This is a genomic window from Singulisphaera photorubra (assembly GCF_045290345.1).
Lineage (GTDB): Bacteria > Planctomycetota > Planctomycetia > Isosphaerales > Isosphaeraceae > Singulisphaera.
This window is the reverse complement of record NZ_CP155447.1, coordinates 1045706-1069594: the sequence shown is the minus strand read 5'-3', so window position 1 is coordinate 1069594 and position 23889 is coordinate 1045706. Positions and strand designations below refer to the sequence as shown.

17 protein-coding genes and 1 pseudogene are annotated in these 23889 nt (G+C 63.8%); 11 read left to right on the top strand and 7 right to left on the bottom strand.

Annotation, left to right across the window (positions count from 1 at the left end; translation table 11 throughout):
- Window positions 1–182: 182 nt before the first annotated feature.
- The 3 genes from V5E97_RS04010 to V5E97_RS04000 form a co-directional block, all read right to left on the bottom strand.
- Complete coding sequence (locus tag V5E97_RS04010; protein WP_406697997.1) at window positions 183–1736, bottom strand: Hsp70 family protein; 1554 nt, start codon at window positions 1734–1736, stop codon at window positions 183–185.
- A gap of 80 nt (window positions 1737–1816) precedes the next feature.
- Window positions 1817–3379: a hypothetical protein gene (locus V5E97_RS04005; RefSeq protein WP_406697996.1), complete on the bottom strand. Its 1563-nt coding sequence runs from the start codon at window positions 3377–3379 to the stop codon at window positions 1817–1819.
- 29 nt (window positions 3380–3408) lie between these two features.
- The gene (locus tag V5E97_RS04000; RefSeq protein WP_406697995.1) at window positions 3409–6519 is read right to left on the bottom strand and encodes a hypothetical protein; all 3111 of its coding nucleotides are present in this window, start codon (window positions 6517–6519) and stop codon (window positions 3409–3411) included.
- A gap of 946 nt (window positions 6520–7465) precedes the next feature.
- Here V5E97_RS04000 and V5E97_RS03995 point away from each other — a divergent pair.
- Window positions 7466–8464, top strand: a pseudogene (locus V5E97_RS03995) (IS701 family transposase).
- 800 nt (window positions 8465–9264) lie between these two features.
- On the opposite strand, the gene V5E97_RS03990 reads toward V5E97_RS03995, so the two are convergent.
- Window positions 9265–9693, bottom strand: coding sequence for a hypothetical protein (locus V5E97_RS03990; RefSeq protein ID WP_406697994.1), 429 nt, complete (start codon window positions 9691–9693; stop codon window positions 9265–9267).
- Window positions 9694–9823: 130 nt separating this feature from the next.
- On the opposite strand from V5E97_RS03990, the gene V5E97_RS03985 reads away from it, so the two are divergent.
- From V5E97_RS03985 to V5E97_RS03950, 8 genes are read left to right on the top strand one after another with little or no spacing between them, the layout of a single operon-like run.
- Window positions 9824–10324: a chemotaxis protein CheW gene (locus V5E97_RS03985; protein ID WP_406697993.1), complete on the top strand. Its 501-nt coding sequence runs from the start codon at window positions 9824–9826 to the stop codon at window positions 10322–10324.
- 25 nt (window positions 10325–10349) lie between these two features.
- Complete coding sequence (locus V5E97_RS03980) at window positions 10350–12794, top strand: methyl-accepting chemotaxis protein (protein WP_406697992.1); 2445 nt, start codon at window positions 10350–10352, stop codon at window positions 12792–12794.
- Between the two features lie 21 nt (window positions 12795–12815).
- Window positions 12816–13652 carry a CheR family methyltransferase gene (locus V5E97_RS03975; RefSeq protein WP_406697991.1) on the top strand — a complete coding sequence of 279 codons (837 nt, stop codon included), beginning with the start codon at window positions 12816–12818 and terminating at the stop codon, window positions 13650–13652.
- A gap of 25 nt (window positions 13653–13677) precedes the next feature.
- Window positions 13678–16044 carry a chemotaxis protein CheW gene (locus V5E97_RS03970; RefSeq protein WP_406697990.1) on the top strand — a complete coding sequence of 789 codons (2367 nt, stop codon included), beginning with the start codon at window positions 13678–13680 and terminating at the stop codon, window positions 16042–16044.
- 46 nt (window positions 16045–16090) lie between these two features.
- The gene (locus tag V5E97_RS03965) at window positions 16091–16732 is read left to right on the top strand and encodes a chemotaxis protein CheC (RefSeq protein WP_406697989.1); all 642 of its coding nucleotides are present in this window, start codon (window positions 16091–16093) and stop codon (window positions 16730–16732) included.
- Between the two features lie 19 nt (window positions 16733–16751).
- Complete coding sequence (locus V5E97_RS03960) at window positions 16752–17249, top strand: chemotaxis protein CheD (RefSeq protein ID WP_406697988.1); 498 nt, start codon at window positions 16752–16754, stop codon at window positions 17247–17249.
- A 51-nt stretch (window positions 17250–17300) separates the two neighbouring features.
- The gene (locus V5E97_RS03955; protein ID WP_406697986.1) at window positions 17301–17738 is read left to right on the top strand and encodes a response regulator; all 438 of its coding nucleotides are present in this window, start codon (window positions 17301–17303) and stop codon (window positions 17736–17738) included.
- Complete coding sequence (locus V5E97_RS03950; RefSeq protein WP_406697984.1) at window positions 17725–18819, top strand: protein-glutamate methylesterase/protein-glutamine glutaminase; 1095 nt, start codon at window positions 17725–17727, stop codon at window positions 18817–18819. Before V5E97_RS03955 ends, V5E97_RS03950 begins: the two co-directional genes overlap by 14 nt.
- Before the next feature lie 123 nt (window positions 18820–18942).
- Here V5E97_RS03950 and V5E97_RS03945 read toward each other — a convergent pair whose 3' ends face one another.
- On the bottom strand, window positions 18943–20139 hold the full coding sequence (locus V5E97_RS03945) for a tetratricopeptide repeat protein (RefSeq protein ID WP_406697983.1): 1197 nt from the start codon (window positions 20137–20139) through the stop codon (window positions 18943–18945).
- Here V5E97_RS03945 and V5E97_RS03940 point away from each other — a divergent pair.
- Window positions 20131–20415, top strand: a complete 285-nt coding sequence (locus V5E97_RS03940) for a hypothetical protein (protein ID WP_406697982.1) — start codon at window positions 20131–20133, stop codon at window positions 20413–20415. The genes V5E97_RS03945 and V5E97_RS03940 overlap by 9 nt on opposite strands.
- A 761-nt stretch (window positions 20416–21176) precedes the next feature.
- On the opposite strand, the gene V5E97_RS03935 is transcribed toward V5E97_RS03940, so the two are convergent.
- Window positions 21177–21959 (bottom strand): tetratricopeptide repeat protein, encoded by a 783-nt coding sequence (locus V5E97_RS03935; RefSeq protein WP_406697981.1) that lies wholly within the window; start codon window positions 21957–21959, stop codon window positions 21177–21179.
- Window positions 21960–22081: 122 nt separating this feature from the next.
- Here V5E97_RS03935 and V5E97_RS03930 point away from each other — a divergent pair, with 122 nt between their 5' ends.
- A complete protein-coding gene (locus V5E97_RS03930; protein WP_406697980.1) occupies window positions 22082–22216 on the top strand; it encodes a hypothetical protein in 135 nt (44 codons plus the stop codon).
- A 152-nt stretch (window positions 22217–22368) separates the two neighbouring features.
- On the opposite strand, the gene V5E97_RS03925 is transcribed toward V5E97_RS03930, so the two are convergent.
- Entirely contained in the window at window positions 22369–23574 is a 1206-nt protein-coding gene (locus V5E97_RS03925; RefSeq protein WP_406697979.1) for a TlpA family protein disulfide reductase, read from the bottom strand.
- Between the last annotated feature and the right edge of the window lie 315 nt (window positions 23575–23889).

Genomic DNA, 23889 nt, shown 5'->3' with positions numbered 1-23889 from the left:
TCGGGGTTGAGCCTGCCCGGATCCCGGAGCATCGGGTTCCTTCGCCATACGTCTCCGATCTCATGGGCTGAACATTGATATAAGTTTGTTTGGCAGTCTTTTTCCGAAAGCAAGTTTGATGCGACTCTGAGATTGCCGAGCAGGCCCATGGTACGTCCCCTAAATCCTAGGCGCCGGGCTGGTCAACGGGTAAGGACCCGCTCTATGGTGAAGTCGGGGATCCTAAAGCCCAGGTTCAGCGACTGAACCCAGGCAGGCTCAGATGGCCAGGACGAGATTCTGCCAAACGTATCTCTCTTGATATTCTGCTGGCCTGCGGCATCAACTTTTAGGGCTAGGTGACGATCGAGCGTAAAGCGGGCCTCGATCCAGTTTTCGTCGGTCTCGATAGGCACGGTAATCACGCGTAAGAGCCGACCGCTCGGTTGGATGACCGGGTCGTCCTGGTCGCATACCAGAAGCCTCGCGACTCCGGCTCGGGCGTCCGTGACGAAGAATCGCTCCATCTTCGGCCGGAAATCGAGCCGCTCACCTTCGCGGAAGATGGGGTGGAAACTCTCCTGCTCGCCGGAGAGTCGGACTCCGATGGCACTGGCGAAGACCGGTTCGGAGCCGTGGACGGCGAGCAGGGCGGCACCGACCGCCGTTGCGTTGCCGATGTCATCGAGGCCACCGAGGGCGTGGCTGTCCTTCATCCGCGCGGGGAGCCGCAGGCTGCCGACGAGCTTGTGACCGGCGATGTCGGTCGCGAGTCGGTTCTTGATCGCTGGTATATTGCACGTGCCGCCCGAGAGAAAGAGGCGGGCCAGCGTCGTATGTGTCACCCCGCTGGCGCGCAGGGCACGCTCCAAGCGGGCGATGGCGCTCCTCACGTCGGGGGCGATCAGTTCGTCAAATTCGTCGCGTCGGAGTCTGTAGTTGATGTTTGCGCCTTGAAGGAAAGTGAGGAAGGTGACCGACGCCTCGGGGTGCCGGCTGAGCTGGATCTTCGCCGCCTCGACCCTCAGCCGAAGGTCGCGGCCTACCTTCATCCGGTCGAGGATGGTATCGGTGGGAAATCCTTCGATGGAGGGATTGCGTGCGAGGAAATCATTGACAGTCTGCTGGGCGACGAGCCGGTCGAAGTGGCTGCCTCCCCGATGCCAGCCATCGATCTGTCGGGTCAGGGCGATCCCATCGCGGATCTGCACCGTGGCTATATCGAGGCTGCCGCCGCCCCAGTCGAAGACCGCCGTGACGCCGGAGGCCGGTTCGCCGATCAGCCCCGCGTAGATGGCCGCGATCGGCTCGAAGAAGAAGTGGGAGACCTCGATCCCGGCCTTGCGAAATGCCCGGTCGAGCTGCTCCCTCGCCCGGGGCGGATAATGAACTGGGATTGTGACCGCAGCTCGTTCGAGCGGGGCGTTCGGCAGGCTGTCAGCGACCCGCTCCCGAAGCCGCAAGAGGAAATCTGCCACGATGTCGACCCGGTCGCGGGACTCGCCGTCCGCTTCGACCGGCTCTTCCTGGCCAAGAATCCACTTGAGCGGCTCGGGGAACAAGGAGCCCCGAGGGGGCATCAGGGCCTCGAAGCCGGTCGCCACCGGTGTGCCTCGGTGGTAGGCGATCGCGGTCGGGATCTGGTACGTGTTTCCATGCTCGCGAGAATGAAAGGGGACCATCTTGACCTGTTCGCCGTCGCAGTAGGCGACCCGAGTATTCGTCGTCCCGAAGTCGATTCCAAAGGCGTTCGGCATCGTGGTCCCCCGCATACTTAGACTTAGTTAACTCTGCGAAGCTTAAACTTAGCTTATAGAACAGCGTTGTTCCCCGAGTTTCAGTCGAGCAACACACCTTGGTCTCGCAGAGCCTGCTTGATCTCGCGCAGCCGCTGCCAGAGGATTCCCTCAGTCTCGGTCTGCGGAGCCGCGCCATCGTCCTGGGGCTGGTCGCCAATATCGATGAGGAGACGGCGCAGAACCGGACGGAGGTTCGCGAGATAGTTCTGGATGGAATTCTCGCGGTCACGGTTCGCCAGGTGGATGTGCTGGTCAGCTCGGGCCTCGGCCGCTCTGGCCATTTCCTCGGCCGCCCGGATCCGGGCGGCCGCCTCCTCATTCGCCGCCTTCAGGCTTTCTCGCTCGCGGAGGTCTTCATCGCGGACCTTGTGGCGCTCGCGGAGTGTCTCTTGAACTCGGCGGAGTTCGTCCCGGACTGAGGCGATCTCGACGTCCCGTTCCTCGACGGACGAGAGACGGCGACCCAGGTCCCTGACCTCCCGGACAATCGCCGAGAGATGCGTCTCGAACCGAGGCAGATACTCCGCAAAGAGGGCAATTGCCTGGCCTACCGAATCACTTCCATCGCCCGGTGGGCTCGGTTGCTCGGCCGCGGGCGGTCGGGGTGGTCGGGTTTTCCTCCGCGACTCTGTCGGCCCCGGGCTCTTCCCGTCCCTAACGGTGTCGATTTTCAACCTGTCTTCGACCGCCGAGGACTGATCTCCGCCGCCGGCTGGCTGTTCCTCCCCGCCGACCGCTGCTGGCCGGTCTACCAGTTGCCGGGGATCATGAGCCACCGGAACTGGCTCCACCGCGGCTGCGAACGGAGCCAGCGACGCCGTCGATTCCGATGAGGGAGGCCGAGATGCGGCCGTCGAATCGGGGGTGACCGGCGGGGACGACGAAGGTGATTCCTCGGGCCGGATGGCCGTTTGGGCCTGTACCTTGGCGAGTTCTCCGGATTGTCGCTCCGGGGGAGTAGACTGAGCCGGTCCGGGGCCGACCCGGGGCGGGACGATGGGGACCGCCACGGCCGGTTTTGATCCGGGTTGCACCTCGGTGGGCCGTGGAGGAGACTGACACGATCGGAGGGCATCCTGCAGTTGCCACTGGAGGTCGGGACGGGACTCTGTCTTGAGAGCCACTTCGAGCAAATCGGCACGCCGCCGTTGGGGGGTTCTCTTCCAGGATTCAAGTTGGCCCAGGCGGGAAACGGGGGATTGATTCTTCCCTGCACCTTTGGGACCCCTGAATATGGCCTCAGCGATCGCCCTTCCGATGGCCGGATCACCAGCCTCGTGCCTTAACCAGAGTATCGTCCAGTAGGGTGCCTTCTCCTTGTGCGGGAAGCTGGCGACCGAGAGTCGTTCGAGCAATCTGACCCGATCGTCGCGGGAGAGTCCGGCCTCCGCGTGACGCTTCTCCAGGGCGCTGGCCAGTTTGCTAATCGCCCTCACCTTCCCATCCAGAGGCTCGCCCAGGCCGGCCTCGATTCGTTCGCGTCCTAGAGGTGTGCACAAGAGGCCAAAGATCAGGTCACGCATCTCATCGCCTTGCTCCATTGTCGGCGATTCGACCTTCACGAGCTCTTTGAACCTCTTCCAATCCTCATCAACTCTCATTAACCCGTCTCCGATGTTCGATGGTATCCCTACCCGGGAGGGCGTTCCTCGGCGATTAGATCCAATAACTCGTACGGCCCATGGGTACGGGACTGCTCCAGAAGCCAGTCGTACTGGCGGCGGGCGGTGCCCCAATCGCCGGCAAACAGGGCAGCCCGAGCCTGGAGCAGTCCGGCGAACGGTACCCCGACCCGGGGCGTTCGGAACTCGTCCAGCAACGCCCCGCGCGCGTGATCCACGATCGCTCGAAGGTACTCGGCGTCCTCGGTTCGCAGCACGGTCGGAGCCCTGTCGAGTAGGAGCGGTAGGTCGGGGTACGCCCTAGGCCGGGGACGGGGCTCGCGCACGTATCGGATCGCGAACCAGGCCACCTGGACCCAGGGCGCGTGCGAAAGGAGGACATCCTCCCGGGGCTCGTCCACCGAGGACTGAAGATCATACCTCATCAGGCGGGCGAATTCTCGGATCAAAACTGCATCGGCGATCGACGAGGCGTGCTTCGTTCCCGGCCTCCGCAGGAATCGATCACAAAGCTCGAGGCAGGAATCCCAGTAGGCCGGGGAGGGTCGACTTGCCGCGCAGGCGTAACGATAGTAGGCCTCAGCCAGCAGGAGGTCGCGGTCCCTCCCATCGGGGAGTTCGGCCATCAGCCTCTCCAGGTCATCATGAAGCCAGTGGTCGTCCCCGCGGGTCCCAAGGCCGGGCCGGAATGCGAGGGCCAGGTCCATGATGCGTGCCTCGGGCAGATCGGGGCGGTTAACGAGGGGAGCCAGGGCCGCGCGGGCGCGAGCAAACGCGTCGGGGCCAGCCAGGGTTGCTAAGGTGGCTCGTGCGACCGCCACCGGGAGCAGGTCAGCCGCGGCGTCCGACTGGGCTTCCCAGGCGGAATGGTCCACGCATCGGCGGACCATCCCTTCAACAGCGGCAACGTCGCCATCCGCGATCGACCGATCCAGCTCGTCGACCCATTGTTGCCACCAAGCCCGTGTTGTCGGTCGGGACTCGGAAGGCTCCTGCGGAAGCATCGTCTGGAGGCTGGCCACGTCGATCCATCCCGACGCGCCCCGGATCTGCAGGGTCCCATTCGCCCGAGGACCGAAGCCATCTCGCCAGCGGTGCAGGTCGATCTCGAAGAGGGATGCCCGGCCGCCCCCGTCGCTTCGGTCGCCGACGAACAATTCTGCATGCTCGCGAATCCGGCTCACGAGCCGGCCGCGCTCAGTGGGCGGCTCCCGGTGGAATTCGAGGATCAGCCGATCCTCGAGACCAATTGAGCTCAGATCAAGCTCGTCGAATGGCAACACCCGCCAGCCGAGAAACCCGTCGGCAGCCGTCGCGAGCGCCGCCCGCGTGACCGGAACCCGCACCCGGACCTCGCCCCGGCCATCGAGCAGGCAGGCGGTTACCGCAGGCGAGGACTCCGGGTTGGCTGGTCGCAACATAACTGCCCCTGGGTCGTCCGGATCGACCACGATGCGGGTGTCCGGCCCTGCCACGACCCCTGGGCCTCCGGCTTGCAGCCGCACTCCGATCGCGGATGTGGGCCTGTCGGGGTCAGGAACGTAGCGGAGCTGGATTTCGGGCAAACGGACGAATCCGAGGGCCAGCGGCGGCTCATCGAGCAGCACGGGCGGTCGGCAAGTGAGCCGTATCCGACCGTAGACGTTCGAGAGTCCAGTCGCGGAATCCAGGTCGACTGCTGCGCGGCCCGACGCGGTGGAGAGCGGGATGTCCGTCCCGATGACAAGCTCTCGGGAGGACGGTTGGAGTTCTCCCTTGGACTCGGCACTTACCTCGAGAACCGCCCCGATGAAGGAACATGGATCGCTCAGCAAGACCCGCGGCATTCGTCCCAGCCAGACCGGGAGGGCGTCCAGCCAGGTTACGGGCGGCTCGGGCGGGCTCTCCAACTCCCAGGCGATCGAGTGGCCGGGTTCGGCGAAGAGATAGGGCTCGAGGTCCACGCCCGGCTCGATCCGAACCCTCCACCCGGTCCACTTCGGCCAACAGATTGGGGCGAGCGGGAATTGCTCGAGCGCCACCAGACCACACCTCTCCCTGACCACCGACTCGGCACCCGGCGGGACCAGCGCGAGGTACTCCCCGGCAAGCAGCGGCTCAGGTCGGCCCAGGTCGGCCAAGGTCCCGTCAGGGTGGAAAAGGACGAAGGGAATCAGACCGGTCATGAGGGTCTCAACCCAGCGCTCGGAGACTCGCGCCGGATCGCCCAAAAACTTTATCCGGACCTCGTATACCTCGCTGGGCCTGAGCGGCCCCGAGGTGCTCTCTTGAATGGCAAGCGTCCCCGGATCATCCCCGACAAGAGGCCGGATCGGGTCGGTTCCGTTCACCTGCCAGGTCAAGCCAGTGGTCCCAGCGGCCAGATGCTGCGCTGGCAGCACCGCCACAACTTGCTGGAGATCAACGTCCCAGGTAATGAACGGCGACCGCCGCGAGACGGTCCGCGCTCCGGACGGCAAATGGGATGGCCCGTCTCGTCCGATGAGCCGTGCGAAGACGTAGCTGAGGACGGGCTGGGCTTGCCACTCCTCTGGCAACTCGCGACTGCTCCGCAACTGGCGAGCGACTAGGCCCACGATCGCGGCCAGCCGCCAGGGGACCAGGATCGACCCCCGCTGCGCGAGTCGGCCGAAGAGAGGCTCCCCGTCCAGCTCAGCGTACCGCCTGGCAGCGAGGTCCGCGAATGCGGCCTCCGTGAGACCGAGGAGTTCGAGAAGTGAGCCGCCTGGCGCAATCCCCGCGAGCCAGTCGAGCAGTGTGTTGGAGAAGCAGCGATCGAGATGATTGTTCCCGCCGATTCTCACCACTTCGGCAAGCTGTCGGAGGCCTCCGCCGCCGCCGGCCCAGTCCTCAAGCGCGGACACGAGACGGTCTAGGATCGGATCGGGAGACGGCTTGCCCTCGCCCCCGGGGCCCTCGCGGCTGGTCCAGATCAGCTGCCGATCCAGGAGGCTACGCAGGTTATGAAGTGAAACCCGGTCGCCGTCCCCGGTGATGCCAAGCGAGGCGAGATAGCCAAGGCCCTCGGCCCCGATTTGCCATGTAGAGTATCCTACGCCGGGAACATGTCCCGAAACGTAGAAACTTTGCCCGCGGACATGCCGACGCAGTCGTGGCACAGGCCCTCCCCAATGATGAGTCTAGGAGACGGATGGCGGGCAGTTATGGCGCAACAGGTCCACTAACCTCGAATGGTCGGCCGGGTACGTCAATTGCTGCAGCGGCTCACCAACGTTGCGCGGCCCCGACGCCGTCCGACCTGCTCTTGTGCCTGCTTCTTCCGGCGGTTCCACGCCCCGTAAGCGAATCATGTTTGTTTTTTGATAATCGTGGACATATGCGTGTATGTTGCGGTCAGCAGGCCCGCTTGGCCACTGTGCTTCAGGGCCGATGCCTGTGCCGCGTTCAGAGGGCTATGGTCCGATCTTATGCGAATGAAGGTCCGGCTGATACCCCGGGGACAGTGCGCCCTCCCACTCTCTGGAAGGGACCGCGAATAGTTCCCCGCCGCTTCTTATACGTTAGAGGCAGTCAACCACCAGATGTCCTCGCCTTGTAGATCTCCGCAGCCTTGACCATCCTCGGCCATCGGTCGCTTTTGGAGTGAACCAAAGGCACTCACTGCCGCCATCGTTGGCCCAACTACCTGGACACCGCTAAAGCTAAATTAGGGTGATTTCGTATCATGATCGCAACCGTTCTTCAAGAAAGGTGAAAAGAATTTTCACCAAAATTTTTGCCTCTACTAGGCCGTTGCGAAATCCAAATCCGCTACGAAGTCCATTTTTGCGAATCGAGTGGCGTTGTAACCTGCGTTCCGCGTATCTCTGCAACTTGTTACGGGGCAATGTCTTGCGAATGTTGTTTGGTTTGCTATGATGTTGATAGACTGATGGTGATGTATGCACGATCGATGGGGATTGCATCGCGCATATTCACGCGAGATGTGCGGAAAGTGCGCTCGTAATGCTCGCCCCGGTCTATTTGTGTGGGAAATGGGAGTTACGCGGTTAGTTGTCGGGCGTTCACGTTGCGCCGGGTCGATGCTTCGGCGATGCTGTCGCCATGAGAGCTGCGAAATGCCGAGAATCTGACTACATCGACTTCCTCATCGCCTCGCCCAACGGCTTCACCTGCACGGAGGCCGCACGCGTGCAAGAGCCTTCGCCGAAAGCCCCGGCCCATGACAGTTTCACCCGTTTGCTGGAACGCATTGAGCCTGATCCTGAAGCCCTCTGTGAGGAAGCTCGCGGCCTTGTCACGCTCTCTGGTGGGGCGTTGATGATTGATGACTCCACGCTCCACAAGTCCTACGCCAAGCAGATCACACCGGTGACCCGACACTGGTCGGGTAAGCACCAAGGCGTGGTCTAGGGGATCAACCTGATCAGCCTGGTCTGGACCGACGGCGACCGCAAGATCCCCGTCGATTACCGGATCTACGATAAGGCCGACGGCCGGACCAAAAACGACCACTTCTGGGAGATGATGCTGATAGCCAAGGGGCGCGGATTCGCGCCGAAGTTTGTCCTGTTCGACGGCTGGTACGCCAGCCTGGAGAACCTTAAGCAGGTCCGCGACCTGGGCTGGTTGTGGCTCACCCGCCTGAAGTGCAACCGCAAGGTCAACCCCGAGGGCCAGGGCGCGATCCCGTTGTCGGAGGCCGAGATCACGGCCTCCGGGACGGTCATTCACCTCGTCGGCTACGGGCCGATCCGCGTGTTCAAGCTGGTCGCCCCAGACGGCGACATTGAGTACCGGGCGACCAACGATCAGGGAATGGACGAGATGAAGCGACAGCAGTATGCAGAGTGGAGCTTCGCGATCGAGAACTATCACCGGGACGTCAAGCAAACCTGCGGGGTAGAGCGTTCGCAGGCACGTTCGACGCGGGCGCAGCGGAACCACATCGAGCTGGCGTTGCGAGCGTTCCTGCGTCTGGAATGGCATTTCTTCACCACCGGGGTCAGTTTCTACGAGGCCAAGAAGCGAGTCGTCCGGGACGCCGTGAGGAGCTACCTATTGAAGCCTCTCTATGCGATCCCGGAACCATCAATCGCGTAACTCCTAGGAAATGGGTAAATGCTCGAATTTGCCGTTATTCTGCTATTCTGATAGCCAGGTCAACAGACCGAAATCGTTCGTTCCCCGGAGTTAGGCGATGCCTCGCCCTGCCAATCCTGCCCTACAAACCCTCAGGCACCGGCGGCTACGTGAGCAGCTCTGGCGGCTTCACCATTCAACGATCCTGTGAACGAGGAGGCGCCAATCCCGTCGGCTTCGAAACCTGGATACGTCGAACAGCTTGACTACCGCCTGATCGGGAATCAGCTCGCTTGAAAGCGATCTCTACGCCTCCCTTGGATCGAGAGCCGGCCCAGCCTGATCCGAGGACCATTTCAACCGATCCGTGCAGCGACGTCAGGCGAAGCCGTATGTACCGAACTTGCCTACGGGTAACTGTATGTGGTCGGCACGCATTGAAATGTGGGAATTTGTAGTCTGGACGGTCGTGCGCCACGACACTCGACTGATGTTCTCGACGGACAACCCGTGCCCGGAGGGAGCGGGATGCCGCTCTCATCGGACCCTCCGCGCCCGGCGACAATAGTGCCACGCGGCTCTTGCTAACGGCTAAAAAGGCGTTCTTGCGAGTCCTGCTCGCGAAGAGCTTGACGGCCTCTATCCGCCCGCTCCCGGGCCTTGGAAGGGCCCGGGAGCGGGCGGATAGCTGATATGTCCGCGCCTATTGGACACCGGTCGGCTCTCGCCACCGTCGGCCCCACAGCCGATCAGGACGGCTAGCCGGCGGGCCCGCGCCCGGACGTCGGTCAGCGCCTGGTATAACGATTCGGCCTCTTGGCTCAAGGCTGCCAGTCCGGTAGGTTCTCTTGCTCGGCTCGAAGGCCTCTTCGCTTCGAGAGGGATTGCCAACAGAAGACAAGGTCCCGGGCGTGGCAGACGACCGGAGATTCGGCGTCGACGAGCTCGATTTCGGAGAAACCGAGCCGCAGGGTCCGGCCCAGGAACTCCCGGTTAGTGTTGAGCCGGACCGGAGCGCCGGCGTAGCCGGAATGGGCCAGTACCAGCTCGGTTAGCGGGCGAGGAAAAGGGGCGATCGAGTCGGCATCGGGAATGCGGACCCTGTTGATCAGGCTGACTTCTCCGATGAGCCCGGAATTCCGGCGGGCGTTCCTTGCGTGATCATTCTCCGTGCTACAATGGTTAAAGTGAAGCGAGAACCCGTACTCGTGACCGTCTTCCTGGGCGGGCCCGCCGGGTGCGTTCGGCATTTGTTCTTCTCGATCCCAGGCAGGTCTTCGTCACCGGCCGGTGGCGAGCGCGTCGGGACGATTCGAAGCTGGGTCACGATAGGTTTATCCATCCTTTTTGTTTTGAGTATCTCCCTCCGGGACTCGGCTCATGTCGTCTGCCACGCGGCAAACCAGCCCGGCCGAGCGCGATTCGCAGCGGCCGGACCAGGCGGTCAGCCAGCTTATCGGGTTCCGCCTCGACGGCGAGGATTACGCGATCGTGATCAGAACGATCCAGGAGATCATTCTGATGAAGCCGATCACTCGCCTTCCCAGGGCGCCCGACTCGATCGAGGGGCTGATCAACCTGCGCGGGACGGTGATCCCGATCGTCAGTCTGAGGAAGCGGTTCGGCCTCTCCTCGCGTGAGTTCGACGACGAAACGAGAACCGTTGTCGTCAACAGTCACGGCAAGACCATCGGACTCATCGTCGACGAGGTGACGCAGGTCATGAAGGTCACCGCCGACCAGATTCAGCCGGTGCCGATCTCGGTGACCGCGATCGCCCGCCGCTATATCTCGGGGCTGGCCCGGCTCGAAGACCGGCTCCTGATCATCCTCGATATTGACAAGCTCTTCGACTCCCATGACCTCGACCCCGGCGCCTGATCGATCTCAACCCCTGGACCACTCCATGATCGACTCTGACCCCCGATCGCGGCGACCGGCACGGCTGAAGCGGCGATTGACGAACGGCCCGCGGCGGCCGTCCCGCTCCGAACCGTCCGTCGAGCCCGCGTTGGCCAATGACTTGCGGCAGGTTGCCGACACGACGGCCGGCGACACCCGTGTGCTGATCGACACGGTCAATGCGGTCATCCGATCGCACACGGCCGCGGAGATTATCCGCGCGACGCTCGATCTTGTCCGCGATCGGCTGGGGTGGGTCTATGCTTCATACTGGGAGGTCGACCCGGAGCAGAGTGCCCTGGTCTTTTCGGCCGACTCGGGCGAGGTCGATGCCGAATTCAACCGGGTGACGCGCTCGGCCAAGTTCCGTGAGGGAGAGGGGCTGAACGGCCGCGCCTGGAAGCAGCGCGACCTGGTTTATGTCCCCGACCTGGGTGAACTGGCCGACTGCATTCGGGCCCCGATTGCCCGCCGCGCGGGGATCAAATCGGGCGTCTGCTTCCCGATCCTCCTGGACGGCCGCGTCATCGGGACCATGGACTTCTTCGCGTCCACGACGTTGGAGATGACGCCGACCCGGCTCGAAGCCTTGAGGGTGCTCGCCCGGCTGGCCTCCGACAAGATGACGCAGTTGGGCAAACAGCAAGAGCTGACCCGGGTCTTTCGGATGATCGAGAACGCCCCCCTGAATGTCATGTACACCGATCGCGACCTTCGGATCCAGTACATGAACCCGGCGTCCCAGCGCACTCTGAAGCGGCTGGAGGCGTACCTGCCGATCAAGGCTGACCAGATGATCGGCCAGTCGATCGACCTCTTTCACAAGAACCCCGAGCACCAGCGGCGGTTGTTGGCTGACCCGAAGAACCTGCCGCGCCAGGCTGTGATCCGGCTCGGCCCGGAATACCTCGATCTTCTGGTGACGGCGATCCTGGACGAGGACGGCCAGTACCTTGGTCCGATGCTCACCTGGGAGATCGTCACCGAGAAGCACGAGGCCGAGGCCCGCGCGGTCGCGTTGGCCGAAAACACCAACGCCGTGAACCAGGTGCTGCTGGCGCTGGGGCGGGCACAGACCGCCGAAGAAATGATCACCGCGGCCCTCGAAGTCGTCCGCAAGGCGTTCGGCTGGTCGTACGGCTCGTACTGGCGGCTCGATCCGGTAGCGAATGTGCTCGGGTTCATGACCGAATCGGGTTCGGCGGATGAGGAGTTCCGCCGCGTGTCCAGGGGCGCGAAGTTCCACGAAGGGGAAGGGCTGATCGGGAGGGCCTGGATCCGTCGCGACTTGTTCCACGTCGAAGACCTGGGCGAGCTGTCCGACTGCTGCCGGGCCCCGATCGCGCGGCGGGCCGGGATCACCTCGGCCCTCGCCATGCCGATCCAGCTCAACGGGAAAGTCGTCGGTACGATGGACTTCATGGCCGAGAAGCGGCAGCAGTTCCCGGAGGCTCGGCTCGAGGCGCTCCGGAGCGTGGCCCAGCTCGTCTCCACCGCCCTGGAACGCGCTGAGCAACGGGCCCAGAACGAGGAGGCCAAGCGGGACCTCGAGCTCAAGGTCAATCAACTCATGAAGGTGGCGCAGGCCGCCGCGCAGGGCGACCTCTCCGTCGAGGTGGGAGTCCGCGGCGCGGACGACATGGGACGGCTTGGCGAGGCCCTGGCCAAGATGACCGCCGACTTGAAGCATGTCATCGGCGAGGTGATCGAGTCGGCGAACCAGTTCGCGGAGGGCTCGCGGGTGGTCGCCGAGAGCGCCAACTACCTGAGCGAGTCGTCGCAGAACCAGGCCGCGACGGTTGAACAGATGTCGGCCTCAATTGATCATCTGAGCAAGGCGATCCTCGAGATCAACCAGAACGCCGGCTCGGCCCGCGAACTGGCCGTGCGGACCTCTCAGCTCGCCAAGCAAGGGGGCGAGTCGGTTGACCAGGCGATCGAAGCGATGGTCCTGATCCGCAAGTCGAGCGAGCAGGTCAGCGATATCATCCAGGTCATCAGCGAGATCGCCAGCCAGACGAACCTGCTGGCCTTGAATGCCGCGATCGAGGCGGCGCGGGCGGGCGAGCACGGGCTCGGGTTCGCCGTCGTGGCCGACGAGGTCCGGAAGCTGGCGGAGCGGTCCCGGGCCGCCGCCAAGGAGATCACCGCGCTGATCAAGGAGTCGACCCGGCGGGTCGCCGACGGGGCCCAGCTCTCGGAGAAAGCCGGCCAGTCCCTTGCCACGATCGTCAAGGGGGTCGAGGAGACTGCCGGGAGCATCGCCAAGATCGCCCAGGCCACTCAGGAACAGTCGGAGTCGGCCGCCGAGGTCAGCAAGGCGATCCAGGACGTCTCGTCGATTACCGAGACCAACGCCTCCAGCTCCGAGGAACTTTCCGCCAGCGCCGAGGAGTTGGGGGCTCAGGCCGCCTCGCTCAAGGGCGTGATCTCCGGGTTCAAGGTTTGATCGATATCCCGGAGGGGCGCGATGACGGGGACGGCTGGCGAGTTGACCGAGGGGGAGTACGACCGCTTTTGCAAGCTGATCTATCGGGTCGCCGGCATCCGGATCCCGGGGACCAAGCGGGTGATGGTTGCGACTCGCGTGCGGAAGCGGCTGAGGGCGACGGGGATCTCCTCGTTCTCCGCCTACCTCAGCTTCTTGCACTCCGCCGCGGGGGCTGGCGAGATGCCGCTGTTCATCGACGTGATGACGACCAATGAGACGTACTTTTACCGCGACCCCCAGCATTACGATTGGTTCGACCAGACGTTCCTCCCCGAGGTCATCCAGCGGGCTAGACTCAGGAAGCGGCCCCGGAGCCTCAGGGTCTGGTCGGCGGCGAGTAGCACCGGCGAGGAGCTGTACTCGATCGCCCTGAAGGTCAACAAGCATCGGCGTGAACTCGCCGGCTGGAAGCTCACGCTCCTGGGGACCGACCTGAGTGGGGCTGTCCTGGAGGCCGCACGCGCCGGTGTGTACGACGACAGGGCCCTCCACCTCGTCGGCGAAGCGGAGCGTCGGGACCACTTCACCCACGACCCCGTCGCACGGACGTGGACCCTCGGCCGGGAGGTCAAGACCGCCGCCACGTTCAGGCCGCACAACTTGCTCGAGCCGCTGAATGAAGAGCCGTTCGACTGTATCTTTATCAAGAATGTTTTGATCTACTTTGATGCGGTGTCAAAGCAGACGGTCGTGCAACACCTGCTGGCCGCCCTGGCGAAGGGGGGCTACCTCGTGGTCGGCCCCTCGGAAGGGATCTACGGCATGCTCGGCGCGTTGACCAAGCACAATTCCTGGCTCTATCAGAAGCCGGCCTGACCCACAACGATCGGGGTGAGCCTTCATGTCGGGGTTCGACCTGGCGGACCTGATGCCTTTATATCTCGATGAGACCGACGAGCAGATCGTCGGCCTCGGAGATCTGCTGCTCCAGCTCGAGCGCTCGCCCGCCGACGAGAAGGCGCTCCGCGAAGCGTTCCGGCTGGTCCACTGCATCAAGGGGGCCTCGAGTGTGATGGGGTTCGACCAGGTGAAGGGGCTCTCCCACCACCTGGAGTCGTTCTTCGAGCAGCTCCGCGCCGGCAGTCGAGCGCTCGACCGGCCCTCGCTCGATCTCTTCTTCCGCTGCCTCGACGCCCTGCGCGACTACCATGCCGAGCTCCGCGCCAAAGGCGAGTGCGGCGTCGATCTCTCCGGCCTCACCGCCTTGGTCATCGAACGCCTTGGGCTACCGGCCGAGGCTTCCGGGGTCGGGGCACGTCCCGAGGTGTCCGAGCCCGAGACGCCCGAACCCGAGCCCGAACCTGAACCCGTACCCGCTTCGGACGTCCGGCCGGAGCCCACCCTTGAGCCCCAGCAGGTCGTCAGCCTGACCCTGCTCTTCGAGCCGAACTTACGCTGGCCCGACATGAAGGCCAAGCTCGTGCTGAACCGCTTGTCGGCGAAGGCACGCGTGATCTCGACCGACCCGACCGTCGAGCAGCTCGAAGAGGCGGAGTCGCTACCGGAGTTCACGATCCGGCTCGCCGCCGAGTGCGGCATCGAGGAGCTGCACGCTCTGGCCGACGTCGAGGGGGTCTCCGAGATCCGGATCGAGTCCGGGCCGCGACCCGAACCCGAACCGGGCGGGCCGGCGAATATCACCCCTGCCCCTGCCCCGCCGTCCCCGCCGCCCCCGCCCGCTCAGGAGCCGACCGCCCCCACTCTGGCCGCCGTGACGAGCCCGGCACCGACCCCGGCATCGCCGTCGCCGTCGCCGAAGGGGGAGCCGCAGGCCGAGGCTACGGCGGGCGAGAAGCGTCCGAAGGTGACCGAGACGGTCCGGGTCGATGTCGACCGGCTCGATCAGCTCATGAATCTGGCCGGCGAGCTGGTGATCAGCAAGGCCCGGTTCTTCGAGATCTCCCGGGGGCTGGAAGAGCTCTTCCGAGGTTCGAACGCGCAGTTGCTCGCCTCGGACACTTCGGACCGACTCGACAGCATTGCCCGAGGGCTGGAAGGGTTTCAGGATTCCGGGGACGGCTCGACCGAGCGGTGGGCGTCGCAGTTCCGCCGGCTCCGCGAGAACTTCCGGGATATTCAGGACGAGCTCGATATCATCCGCCAAGGCCGCGAGCGGCTCAACGCGATGGCCGAGGCCATCCACCACCTGGCCCGCGTCTCCGACGGCATCCAACGCGGTGTTTTGGAGACCCGGATGGTCCCGATCGGGCCCCTCTTCGACCGCTTCCACCGCGTGATCCGCGACCTGCGCCTGTCGTCGGACAAAGAGGTGGTGCTCAAAATCGAAGGCGAAAAGACCGAGCTCGACAAGCGGATGGTCGATGAGTTGGCCGACCCTTTGGTCCACATGGTCCGCAACTCGGTCGACCACGGCCTCGAACCCCCCGACCAGCGAGAGCGGTCGGGCAAGCCCAGGGCGGGGACCGTTTCACTCGCCGCCTCACACCGAGGCAACAGCATCGTCATTACCGTGAGCGACGACGGCCGTGGGATCGACAGCGAGCGAGTCCGCCGCAAGGCGGTCTCCAACGGCCTGCTCGGCGAGGACGAGTCGCGGCGGCTTACCGACCACCAGCTCATTCAGTTCATCTGGCACCCCGGTCTGAGCACGGCCGAGACGATCACCGACATCTCCGGCCGGGGCGTCGGTATGGACATCGTGAAGAGTCGGATCGAGAGCCTGAACGGCACTGTTGACGTCCGCTCCGAACCCGGTCAGGGGACCACCTTCTCCATCAGGCTTCCGCTGACCCTGGCGATCCTGCCCGTCCTCCTGACCCGAATCAAGGGCGAGACCTACGCCATCCCGCTCGACCATCTCGACGAGATCGTCGAGGTGCGTTCCGACGAGGTCTACCGGATTCACGGCAAGCCGACGATCGGGCTCCGGGGCCGGGTCATCTCGCTTCTGAGGCTCGACGACGCCTTTTGCCCCGGCGACGTTCCGACCGCCTGCGAAGGCGTCGAGAAGGCCTCGAAGAAGCTCACCGTCGCCGTGATCTCGAACGGTGAGGCGACGGCCGGGCTCGTCGTCGACGACCTGATCGGGATGCAGGAGGCGGTGCTGAAGTCTCTGGAAAAGAACTTCCAACCCATACCGGGGCTCTCGGGCGCGAGTATCCTGGGGAATGGGCGGGTCTCGCTCATTCTTGACATCGACGCCATGATTGAGATGGCCACGTCCGGCACGGCCCAGCCCGTCGGCTGAGCCTCGACCCTGAACCGATCCCAGAGAGCAACGGAGGCGGACGCTTGTGGGCCAATCGCTGACGGAATCCCAGAAACGGCGGTTGACCCTGGTCTTCGAACGGGGCGCCAGCGACGCCACCAACGCCCTCTCGCGGTGGCTTGGTCGGGACGTCCGGCTGGAGGTGAACGAGGTCGACGAGGTCGAGCTGGCGGACGCGGCCGACCTCCTTGGGCCGGCCGACGAGCTGGTCGCCTCGTGCTCGATGGACCTCGCCGGCCGCCTGACCGGTCAGCTTCTCCTGGTCTTTGAGGACCGCGCGGGCATGGCGCTGGCCGACCTGTTGTTGCGCCGGCCACTGGGGACGTCGACGTCCTGGGGCGAGCTCGAGCAGTCGGCAGCGTGCGAGACGACCAACATCGTGGGGTGTGCGTACCTCAACTCGTTGGCGACCCACCTGCCCTTCGCCGGCCCCCCCGGGCTCGAAGAACCGTTGCTTCCTTCGCCCCCCACGTTCCGCCATGAATTCGCGGCGAGCCTGATCGAGTTCGCCCTGATGGACCAGGCCATCGAGGCCGACAGGCTGCTTCTGATCAAGAGCCGGTTCACCTCCGACGGTGCCGAGCTCCACTGGTCATTGCTCTTTGTGCCGAGTGGCGAGGCGTTGCGCACGCTGTCGTCGTCGCTGGCGGACTCCGAACTCCAGTAAGGTCCGAGGAGGTCCTGACTTGCCGCCGCCAGTGCCCACAACGTCCGTGGAGATCGTGTCGGTGCCGATCGGCCGTTGGGCGGTCGCGACCGCGCCGGTGCAGATCCGCACGCTGCTCGGCTCGTGTGCGGGGGTGATCCTTTACGACCGGGTGGCCCGGATCGGTGGCGTGGCGCACGTTGTGCTGCCCGACTCGCGGGGGTCGGCCGACCACCCCGGCAAGTTCGCCGACACGGCGATACCGGCCCTGATCACCGACCTCGAACGCAAGCTCGGCCGGACTTCCAAAGGGCGCCTCACGGCCAAGGTCGCCGGGGGAGCGAGCATGTTCCAGACCGGCGCATCGACCAACATCGGCCGGATGAACAACGAGGCCGTCGAGCTGATCCTGGCCGGCTTGGGCATCCCGGTCGTTGCTCGAGACATTGGCGGGGACACAGGGCGTCGCTTGACGTTCGACACTCTCTCCGGCATTGTCTCTATCAAGATTCCCGGCGGCGCTGACTACCAGATCTAGGAGTCGACTGGATTTGAGTCGACTCAACCTGACCCGACCCGCGGAGAGACGATGAAACGCCTGCTGGTCGTCGACGACGCCCTCCTGATGCGTAAGATGATCTGCGATGTCGCCGGTGAGGCCGGCTGGGAGGTCGCGGGTGAGGCGCGAGACGGTAGCGAAGCCGTCGAGCTTTACGCCAGGCTTCGCCCCGATCTCGTCACGATGGACGTCGTGATGCCCAGGATGGGCGGCCTGGAGGCGCTCCGGCTGATCCGCGCCGCCGACCCCGGGGCGCAGGTCGTGATGGTCACCGCGCTGGACCAGAAGCAGACCCTCATGGAATCGATCCGTGACGGCGCGATCGACTTCATCGTCAAGCCGTTCGATCGCGACCGGGTCATCCGCCTCCTGAACAAGGTCAAGCCGCGCGACGCGGCGGCGGCAGACCCCCTGCGCCGGATCGACCCCCATTCTCCGATGATCGAGGCCGACGGTGGACCCAACTGAGCCGCAACCGGTCCGGGTCCTGGTCGTCGACGACTCCGCCCTGATGCGGAAGCTCCTCGGCGACCTTCTCCGGTCGTCCACCGCAATCGAGGTCGTCGGCTCCGCCCGCGACGGTGCCGAGGCCCTGGAACTGGCCGAACGGCTCAGGCCCGACTTGGTGACCCTCGACGTCGAGATGCCTGGCATGTCGGGCCTGGAAGTGCTCCCGGCCCTTTTGAAGGTGCACCCGGTCCCGGTCGTCATGGTCAGCGCCCTGACTCAGGAGGGGGCCGAAGTGACCCTGACGGCGCTCGAGCTGGGGGCCGTCGACTTCCTCGCCAAGCCCGATCGGCATCAGGTGGCCGGGCTGAAGGAGTCACGCGACCTGTTGATCTCCAAAGTCCTCTCCGCCGCGAAGAGCCGGGTCCGGCCCACCCGTGAGCGCGAGGTGCCGGCCCGCCGGGTGCCCCCCCCTGCCCCGCGCGAGTCCGAAGCTCCGCCCGCCGTCTCGGTCGGCGAGGGCCTGGTCACGCCCTGTATCTTGATCGGAATCTCGACCGGAGGCCCCCAGGCGCTCGCTCAGGTTCTTCCCGTGTTGACGCCCCCACTCCCGCCGATCCTGATCGTGCAGCACATGCCGGCCAAGTTCACCTACGTCTTCGCCGAGCGGCTCTCACGACAGTGCTCCCTCCCTGTGAAAGAGGCCGAGCAGGGCGATCGAGTCCTCCCCGGCGCCATCCTGATCGCGCCCGGTGGCCGTCACATGACCCTGACCGGCTCCCCCCCCAGCGTCCGCGTCACCCTCGCCGACGGGCCGCTGGTCAGCGGTCACAAGCCCTCCGTCGATATGCTCTTCCAGTCTGGCGCACGGGTCTACGGGGCGGCGGCCATCGGAATTATCATGACCGGCATGGGCCGCGACGGCGTCGAAGGGTGCAAGAAGATCCTCGACGCCGGGGGCCAGGCCTTCGGCCAGGACGAGCAGACCTCAGTCGTTTATGGCATGAACAAGGCTGCATTTCAAGAGCACGCTGTTCAGTCCCAGTTCGCCCTCCTCGATCTCCCCGCTCTCATCCAACGACTTGCCCGAGGCCGGCAGTAGATTGATGGTTGTTGGTTTTTGTTGGGTGGGATCAGGCGGACACGCAACCCGAGTCGATATTCTCCCGTTCCTTCGCAGGGACGAGTCGTGCCTCGTTGACGTGAAGGTCCCCTTAACTGTAGATCAAGGTTGTGCGTTTTCCGGCTCTGGGTCGATGAGCGAACGCATCTCGATCCGCGGATTATCCAGATACTGCAACGTCGCTTCCGATTGAGGCCCCGGAGCAAGCGCCCGCAGGCTGGTGGAGATGAAAATGTGGTCAGGCCGTCCAAGGCCTCCGCGGCGGCCCACCACGACCTGCCTCCCGGCCAACGCCAACTCATGGACGCCGGCGAGCTGACACGCTTCGGAGGTCTTCAAAAGTGCCTCTTCGGGGGCACGCATCGCCGGCGAGGTCATGATCACAGCCCATGCCTTGAGGCCCACTTGCAACGCAACGAGGCGTGGGAGCACTTCGGGACCCGCCCCTTGGTAGGCCTCCCAGCGGAGTGGGTCGTGTCGGCGTGCGCGGGCAAAGCATTCCTCGACTTCGGGGATCTTCGGGAGCTGCTGTGGAGCTACCTGAATGGTGCCTAACTTGGGGACCACTTCACCTCGCGCCTCCATGGCCTGCGCGCGCAGACTGAGTCCCAGCTCGTAGTGGGCGAACGAGTTCTGAGGCCAGACCTTGAGGGCGTCTCGGTATCGGCCGATCGCGCCGTCCTTGTCACCCTTGTCGTAGAGCTTGATTCCCTCGCCGACGGCTTCGTTCGCGTCGCGGATCACGCTCGCGACAACGGAGAGCATTTGGTCCAGCGCCTCGTGCATTTGCTTGGGAGTCCCCCGGCTCTGTCGGGCGAGGGCGAGGATCTGCTGGGCGCGGGTCGCTTCGCCGCAGGCAAGCAGCAGACCCGCGTGGGTGTACATCCAGGCTGGGTCACCGGGCCGGATCTCATAGTTGGCCCGCCAGAAGTTCGGATTCTGGGTGACAAGGGCATCGACGTCGACAGCCGGCCATTCCGCAGGCGGTCGGCTGGGATCGAGTCCTCGGGTGGCCTTTGCGTAATCCTCGGCGAAGGCTCGCAGGCCGGGGAACTTCTTCGGGTCGCTCTTCCCAAGGTTATCGATGATTGAGGCGACGGCCATCCACCCGAACTGGCGGGCCTCGACCAGGTGTTCCGTGGCGGCCTTCTCGAGTGGCGGCGCCTCCTGCCCTCGGGCGTAGATGGCGATTGCGGAGACCAGGGCCGCGATGACGAGAGGCAGGCCACCGTTCGTTGTCCCTCCGGCGATTGGGCGAGCCGCCGCACGGAAGAGTCGCGGGCCGGGATCATGTCGCATGGCTTAACCCTCAGCGAGCCGTCTTATTTTTTCGAACGAATGATCGGGGGCTGGACTGTCGGTTCTGTTCTCTGCGCGACCCGTTGTGGTTTCCGCCATCGCCGCTCACCTGGCGATCGCCGCAGGGCCTTCGCCATCCGGATGGACCACGAGCCGGCGACCAACCTGGTGGCGAGTGCAGGGATGCCGATGACGATAGATCAAGTTGTCGTGCTGCGTGACCAGGTCGATCTCTCCCGCTTCACAGGCTGGGAATTCGTCACCAGAAATACCTGAAGCTCCACCAAGGCCCCCGGATCTATTATTCCTGGGCACGGTGGCGCGCCCAATATCGATGAGAGGCCAGTTGTCGCATCGTCTGAAGCTGACCTGGCAACAGCACGTCATCTTGGACCGCGCGTGGCTTGGTTGACGCGACAATTCATCAGAGGCAAGTCCGAATAAGTCACGCCCCGTCCTGCAACCGTTGGGAGTCGTTGCTCCAGAACCGGAGGTGAGTGCTGTCTGTGGGGAGGCCAGGAAGTTTCGGTGGCCCGTTACGTGCCAGCCTCTTCCGCTCGCTTCGCGTAGGATTCCAGGAATCCACATCGGGGGCAGCAAAAGGTCGTGACCGCGCGCCGGGGCTTGCCTCGGGTCTTCAGGCCCGTCCAGATCGAGTAAATCGGTGGCCCTTCGACCCATTCAGAAGGGATTTGTCCATTCTGATGGTAGTGGTCCACGACAAATCCTTCATCCATAGGCAGGGCACATTTCGGGCATTTGGGTGTGTGCATCTTGCCACCGGGATCGGTTCCGATCGTGTTCCCATTCCCCCACTCGACGATACCTAGATTTCCGAAATTTAACCACGGTCTCAAATCTCTGAGCGGACCCCGGCTTTATCGCCAGCGAGAAGTAAGCCCTTCGGTTTGGCTCGGCCACAGGCAAAACCCGGCATGGTCGCCGCCCGGCCGATGGGTCCCAACAGACCTTTGCCGTTCCGAGACCACACCGTGATGAGGCGAATTTCCTTGGCCATGGATGTTTACCCGCTCGAGTCAGTCGCCTGGCCCGCGACTGCCCGTCACATCCCCATGTCGAGACTGCTCGCGATCGAGATCATCGGCGGTTCGGAGATAGGACTCGGCAAGCACTCGATCCCCCTTGAATTCCTGGAGTAATCCCAATTGACGATAGGCGGAGGCGCTCTGCGGGTTAATGGTGATGGCAAGCTGGAACGCGTTCGAGGCTTCCTCAAGTTCATTCATCCCGGAAAGCACAACGCCTAGGCAGATGTGCGCTTCGTCATATTGATCATCGATTAAAATCGCCCTTCGGCAGCACTCCAGGGCCTTATCGTGGAGTCCCAGCAACGAGTAGACGTTGCCCTGGTGGAGCAGTGCATCGACTTGTCGATCATCCAATTGGAGCGCCCGCTCACAGCAGACCAATGTGTCCGCATGTCTGCCTTGCTCAAACAGCACCGACGCGAGGAAAACATAATGGTTTGCACTTTCGCTGAGTTCCAACCGACGCCGAAAGGCCGCTTCGGCCTCGTCCCACCGCTCAAGGGCCTTGAAGACATGCCCCAGGCCGCCCCAGGCCGGCACGCATCGTTCGTCTAGCTCGATTGCGCATCTAAAGTGATCTATTGATTTAGTGTACATTGCATAGTTTGAATATTCGTATCCGGCTATCCAGTAGATTGAAGGATTTTTGCTGTTGGATTTTAGGACAGCCTGAAAGATGCGTTCGGCCGCGGCGATATCCCCCTCCTTACTGAGACAACGGGCCTCCTTGATCGCCAATGCCTCATGGTCCGACAGTTTTTGCACGATCATCTTCCTTCACGCAAAGGCCGCACGACGTGACCCGGTCAGGCTTCGGAATTCTCGCCGACCAGCGGCCGGACCTCGCTCATAATTCGACGCACACGGAGTTCCTCGGGTTCGTGGGAGCCAACATGCGAAGGCCCAAAGACAGGGAACTGACGCTCCCCGCTCGCCTTTCAGAGGCGAGCGAAATCCATGGAATCACGATCGGTGCCGTCTCTTGGTCGTTGGTCTTCGCCCGCCTGAAAGGCGAGCGGGGAGCGTAAGCTCCCTGTCTTCCGACAGACGAAGAGCCCCGATCACTTGGCGACAGTCCCGATGATTCTTGCGGTTTCCGCCACGGGTTGGTTTGCAGTCGCACGGCCGGAAATCCATCGAGATTCTCGTCCCGTCGCGGATCGTTGTCTCATTTCGGCCATCATCGTAATCTGGCCTCTGCCTCCGCAACCCACTGCTCGAAACAGTTGGCGAGCGATTTTTGGTGAAAATGTTCGAAGTAGAGAATTCCGTCGTCGCGAATCTTACCCTCGGCATCGATCACGTAGATCGTCGGCCAGCGGGAGACGTTCCACTTCGTGGCGATCGGGCCTTTCGGCCCGTGGTCCCAGAACGACCGCCAGTTGAGGCCCTCGTTGGCCGAGACTGCCCTCGCCTTGGCGCGGTCCCCGTCGCCGTTGACGCCAATCAGGACGAAGGGCCGTCCCTTCATCCGCTCGACCAACTCCTTCTCAGCGGGCACCAGTCGCATGCATGGTTCGCACCAGGCCGCCCAGAAGGAGATCAGCATGACCTTCCCTCGAAAGTTGGAGAGCTTCAGGGGAATCCCGTCGAGGTCCTCGCCCACCACCTCGGGCAGGTTGCAGCCGACCTCCAGGTAGCGGAGCCGGAATAGCGCGTCCTCGGCTTGTTTGCCCAGCGGCGGGCTGGCGGGGACCGGGCTGAGTTGGTCGGAGTACTCCTTGATCGTTCGCTCGTAGGCCGTTTCGGCGTCCCGCCTGTATTCTTCCGCTTGGCGGGTGCGAACTCTGGCGCATAACTTTGGGCCGAGGTTGCGCTCGATGATCTTTTGGGTGATCGGGGCATTCAGGGCACGCGCCACCCTGGCAAGCTCATGCTGCGTCCGACCCAGGGCGTAGCACGCGACCCCTCGTACTCTGAGATTTGGGCTCCGGTCGGCCGCCGCCCGGAGGAACGTCTCACTATGGGGGGGCTCTAACGCCTGATTGGCCGCGAGCCAGCAAACGGGCACAATTTCGTCACGATCCAGATATCGCTCGACGATGAGGTCGTAGGAGGCATCAAGCACCTCGGCCGTTTCCGAGGAGGCGCCGCTGAGGTCGGTATGAATCCAGGCCAGTGTGTCGACAGCGGTAGGGGTGTCAGGGTTGGCCTTGGCAAGTATCAAGGCACGACGGGCAAGTGCCGCGGCAGTCTTTCGGAACCGGGCAAGGGCTTCGGATTGACTCACGCCGGGCTTCTTGGCTCTTTTCTCTTCAATGGCCACATCGTATGCCTCCTTCAACCCTGCCAGCGTCTCCTTCGGCCTCGAATCGGCCCCCTGCAAAACGGGGCTGGCCATGAGAACTACGATCAGCGTTTGCAAGAGATTCTGGAATTGCCGCATCAACCTACCTCGAACCAAAGGCGCCGGTCGCTTGAGGTGTGTGTCCGCCGCCGAGCTCAATGGAGGCGTTGGTCAGGCCGAAAGACGTCGGCATGGTCACTCGATACAGCCGCAGATATGCATTATGCGAGAGTGTTTTATGAAAGTCATTCAACAAACTCCGTAAACGATGGCGCGATGAACGAGAGGATGGCCGTTGGCGATCCCATACGGCAACGAGAGTGACGGATCTGGCCGATCGCGTCTGGTCGCGGGACGACTGGCTGCACACCACCGGGCGGCGAGCTACGCCCAATATTTTGGACACTCCTCGCT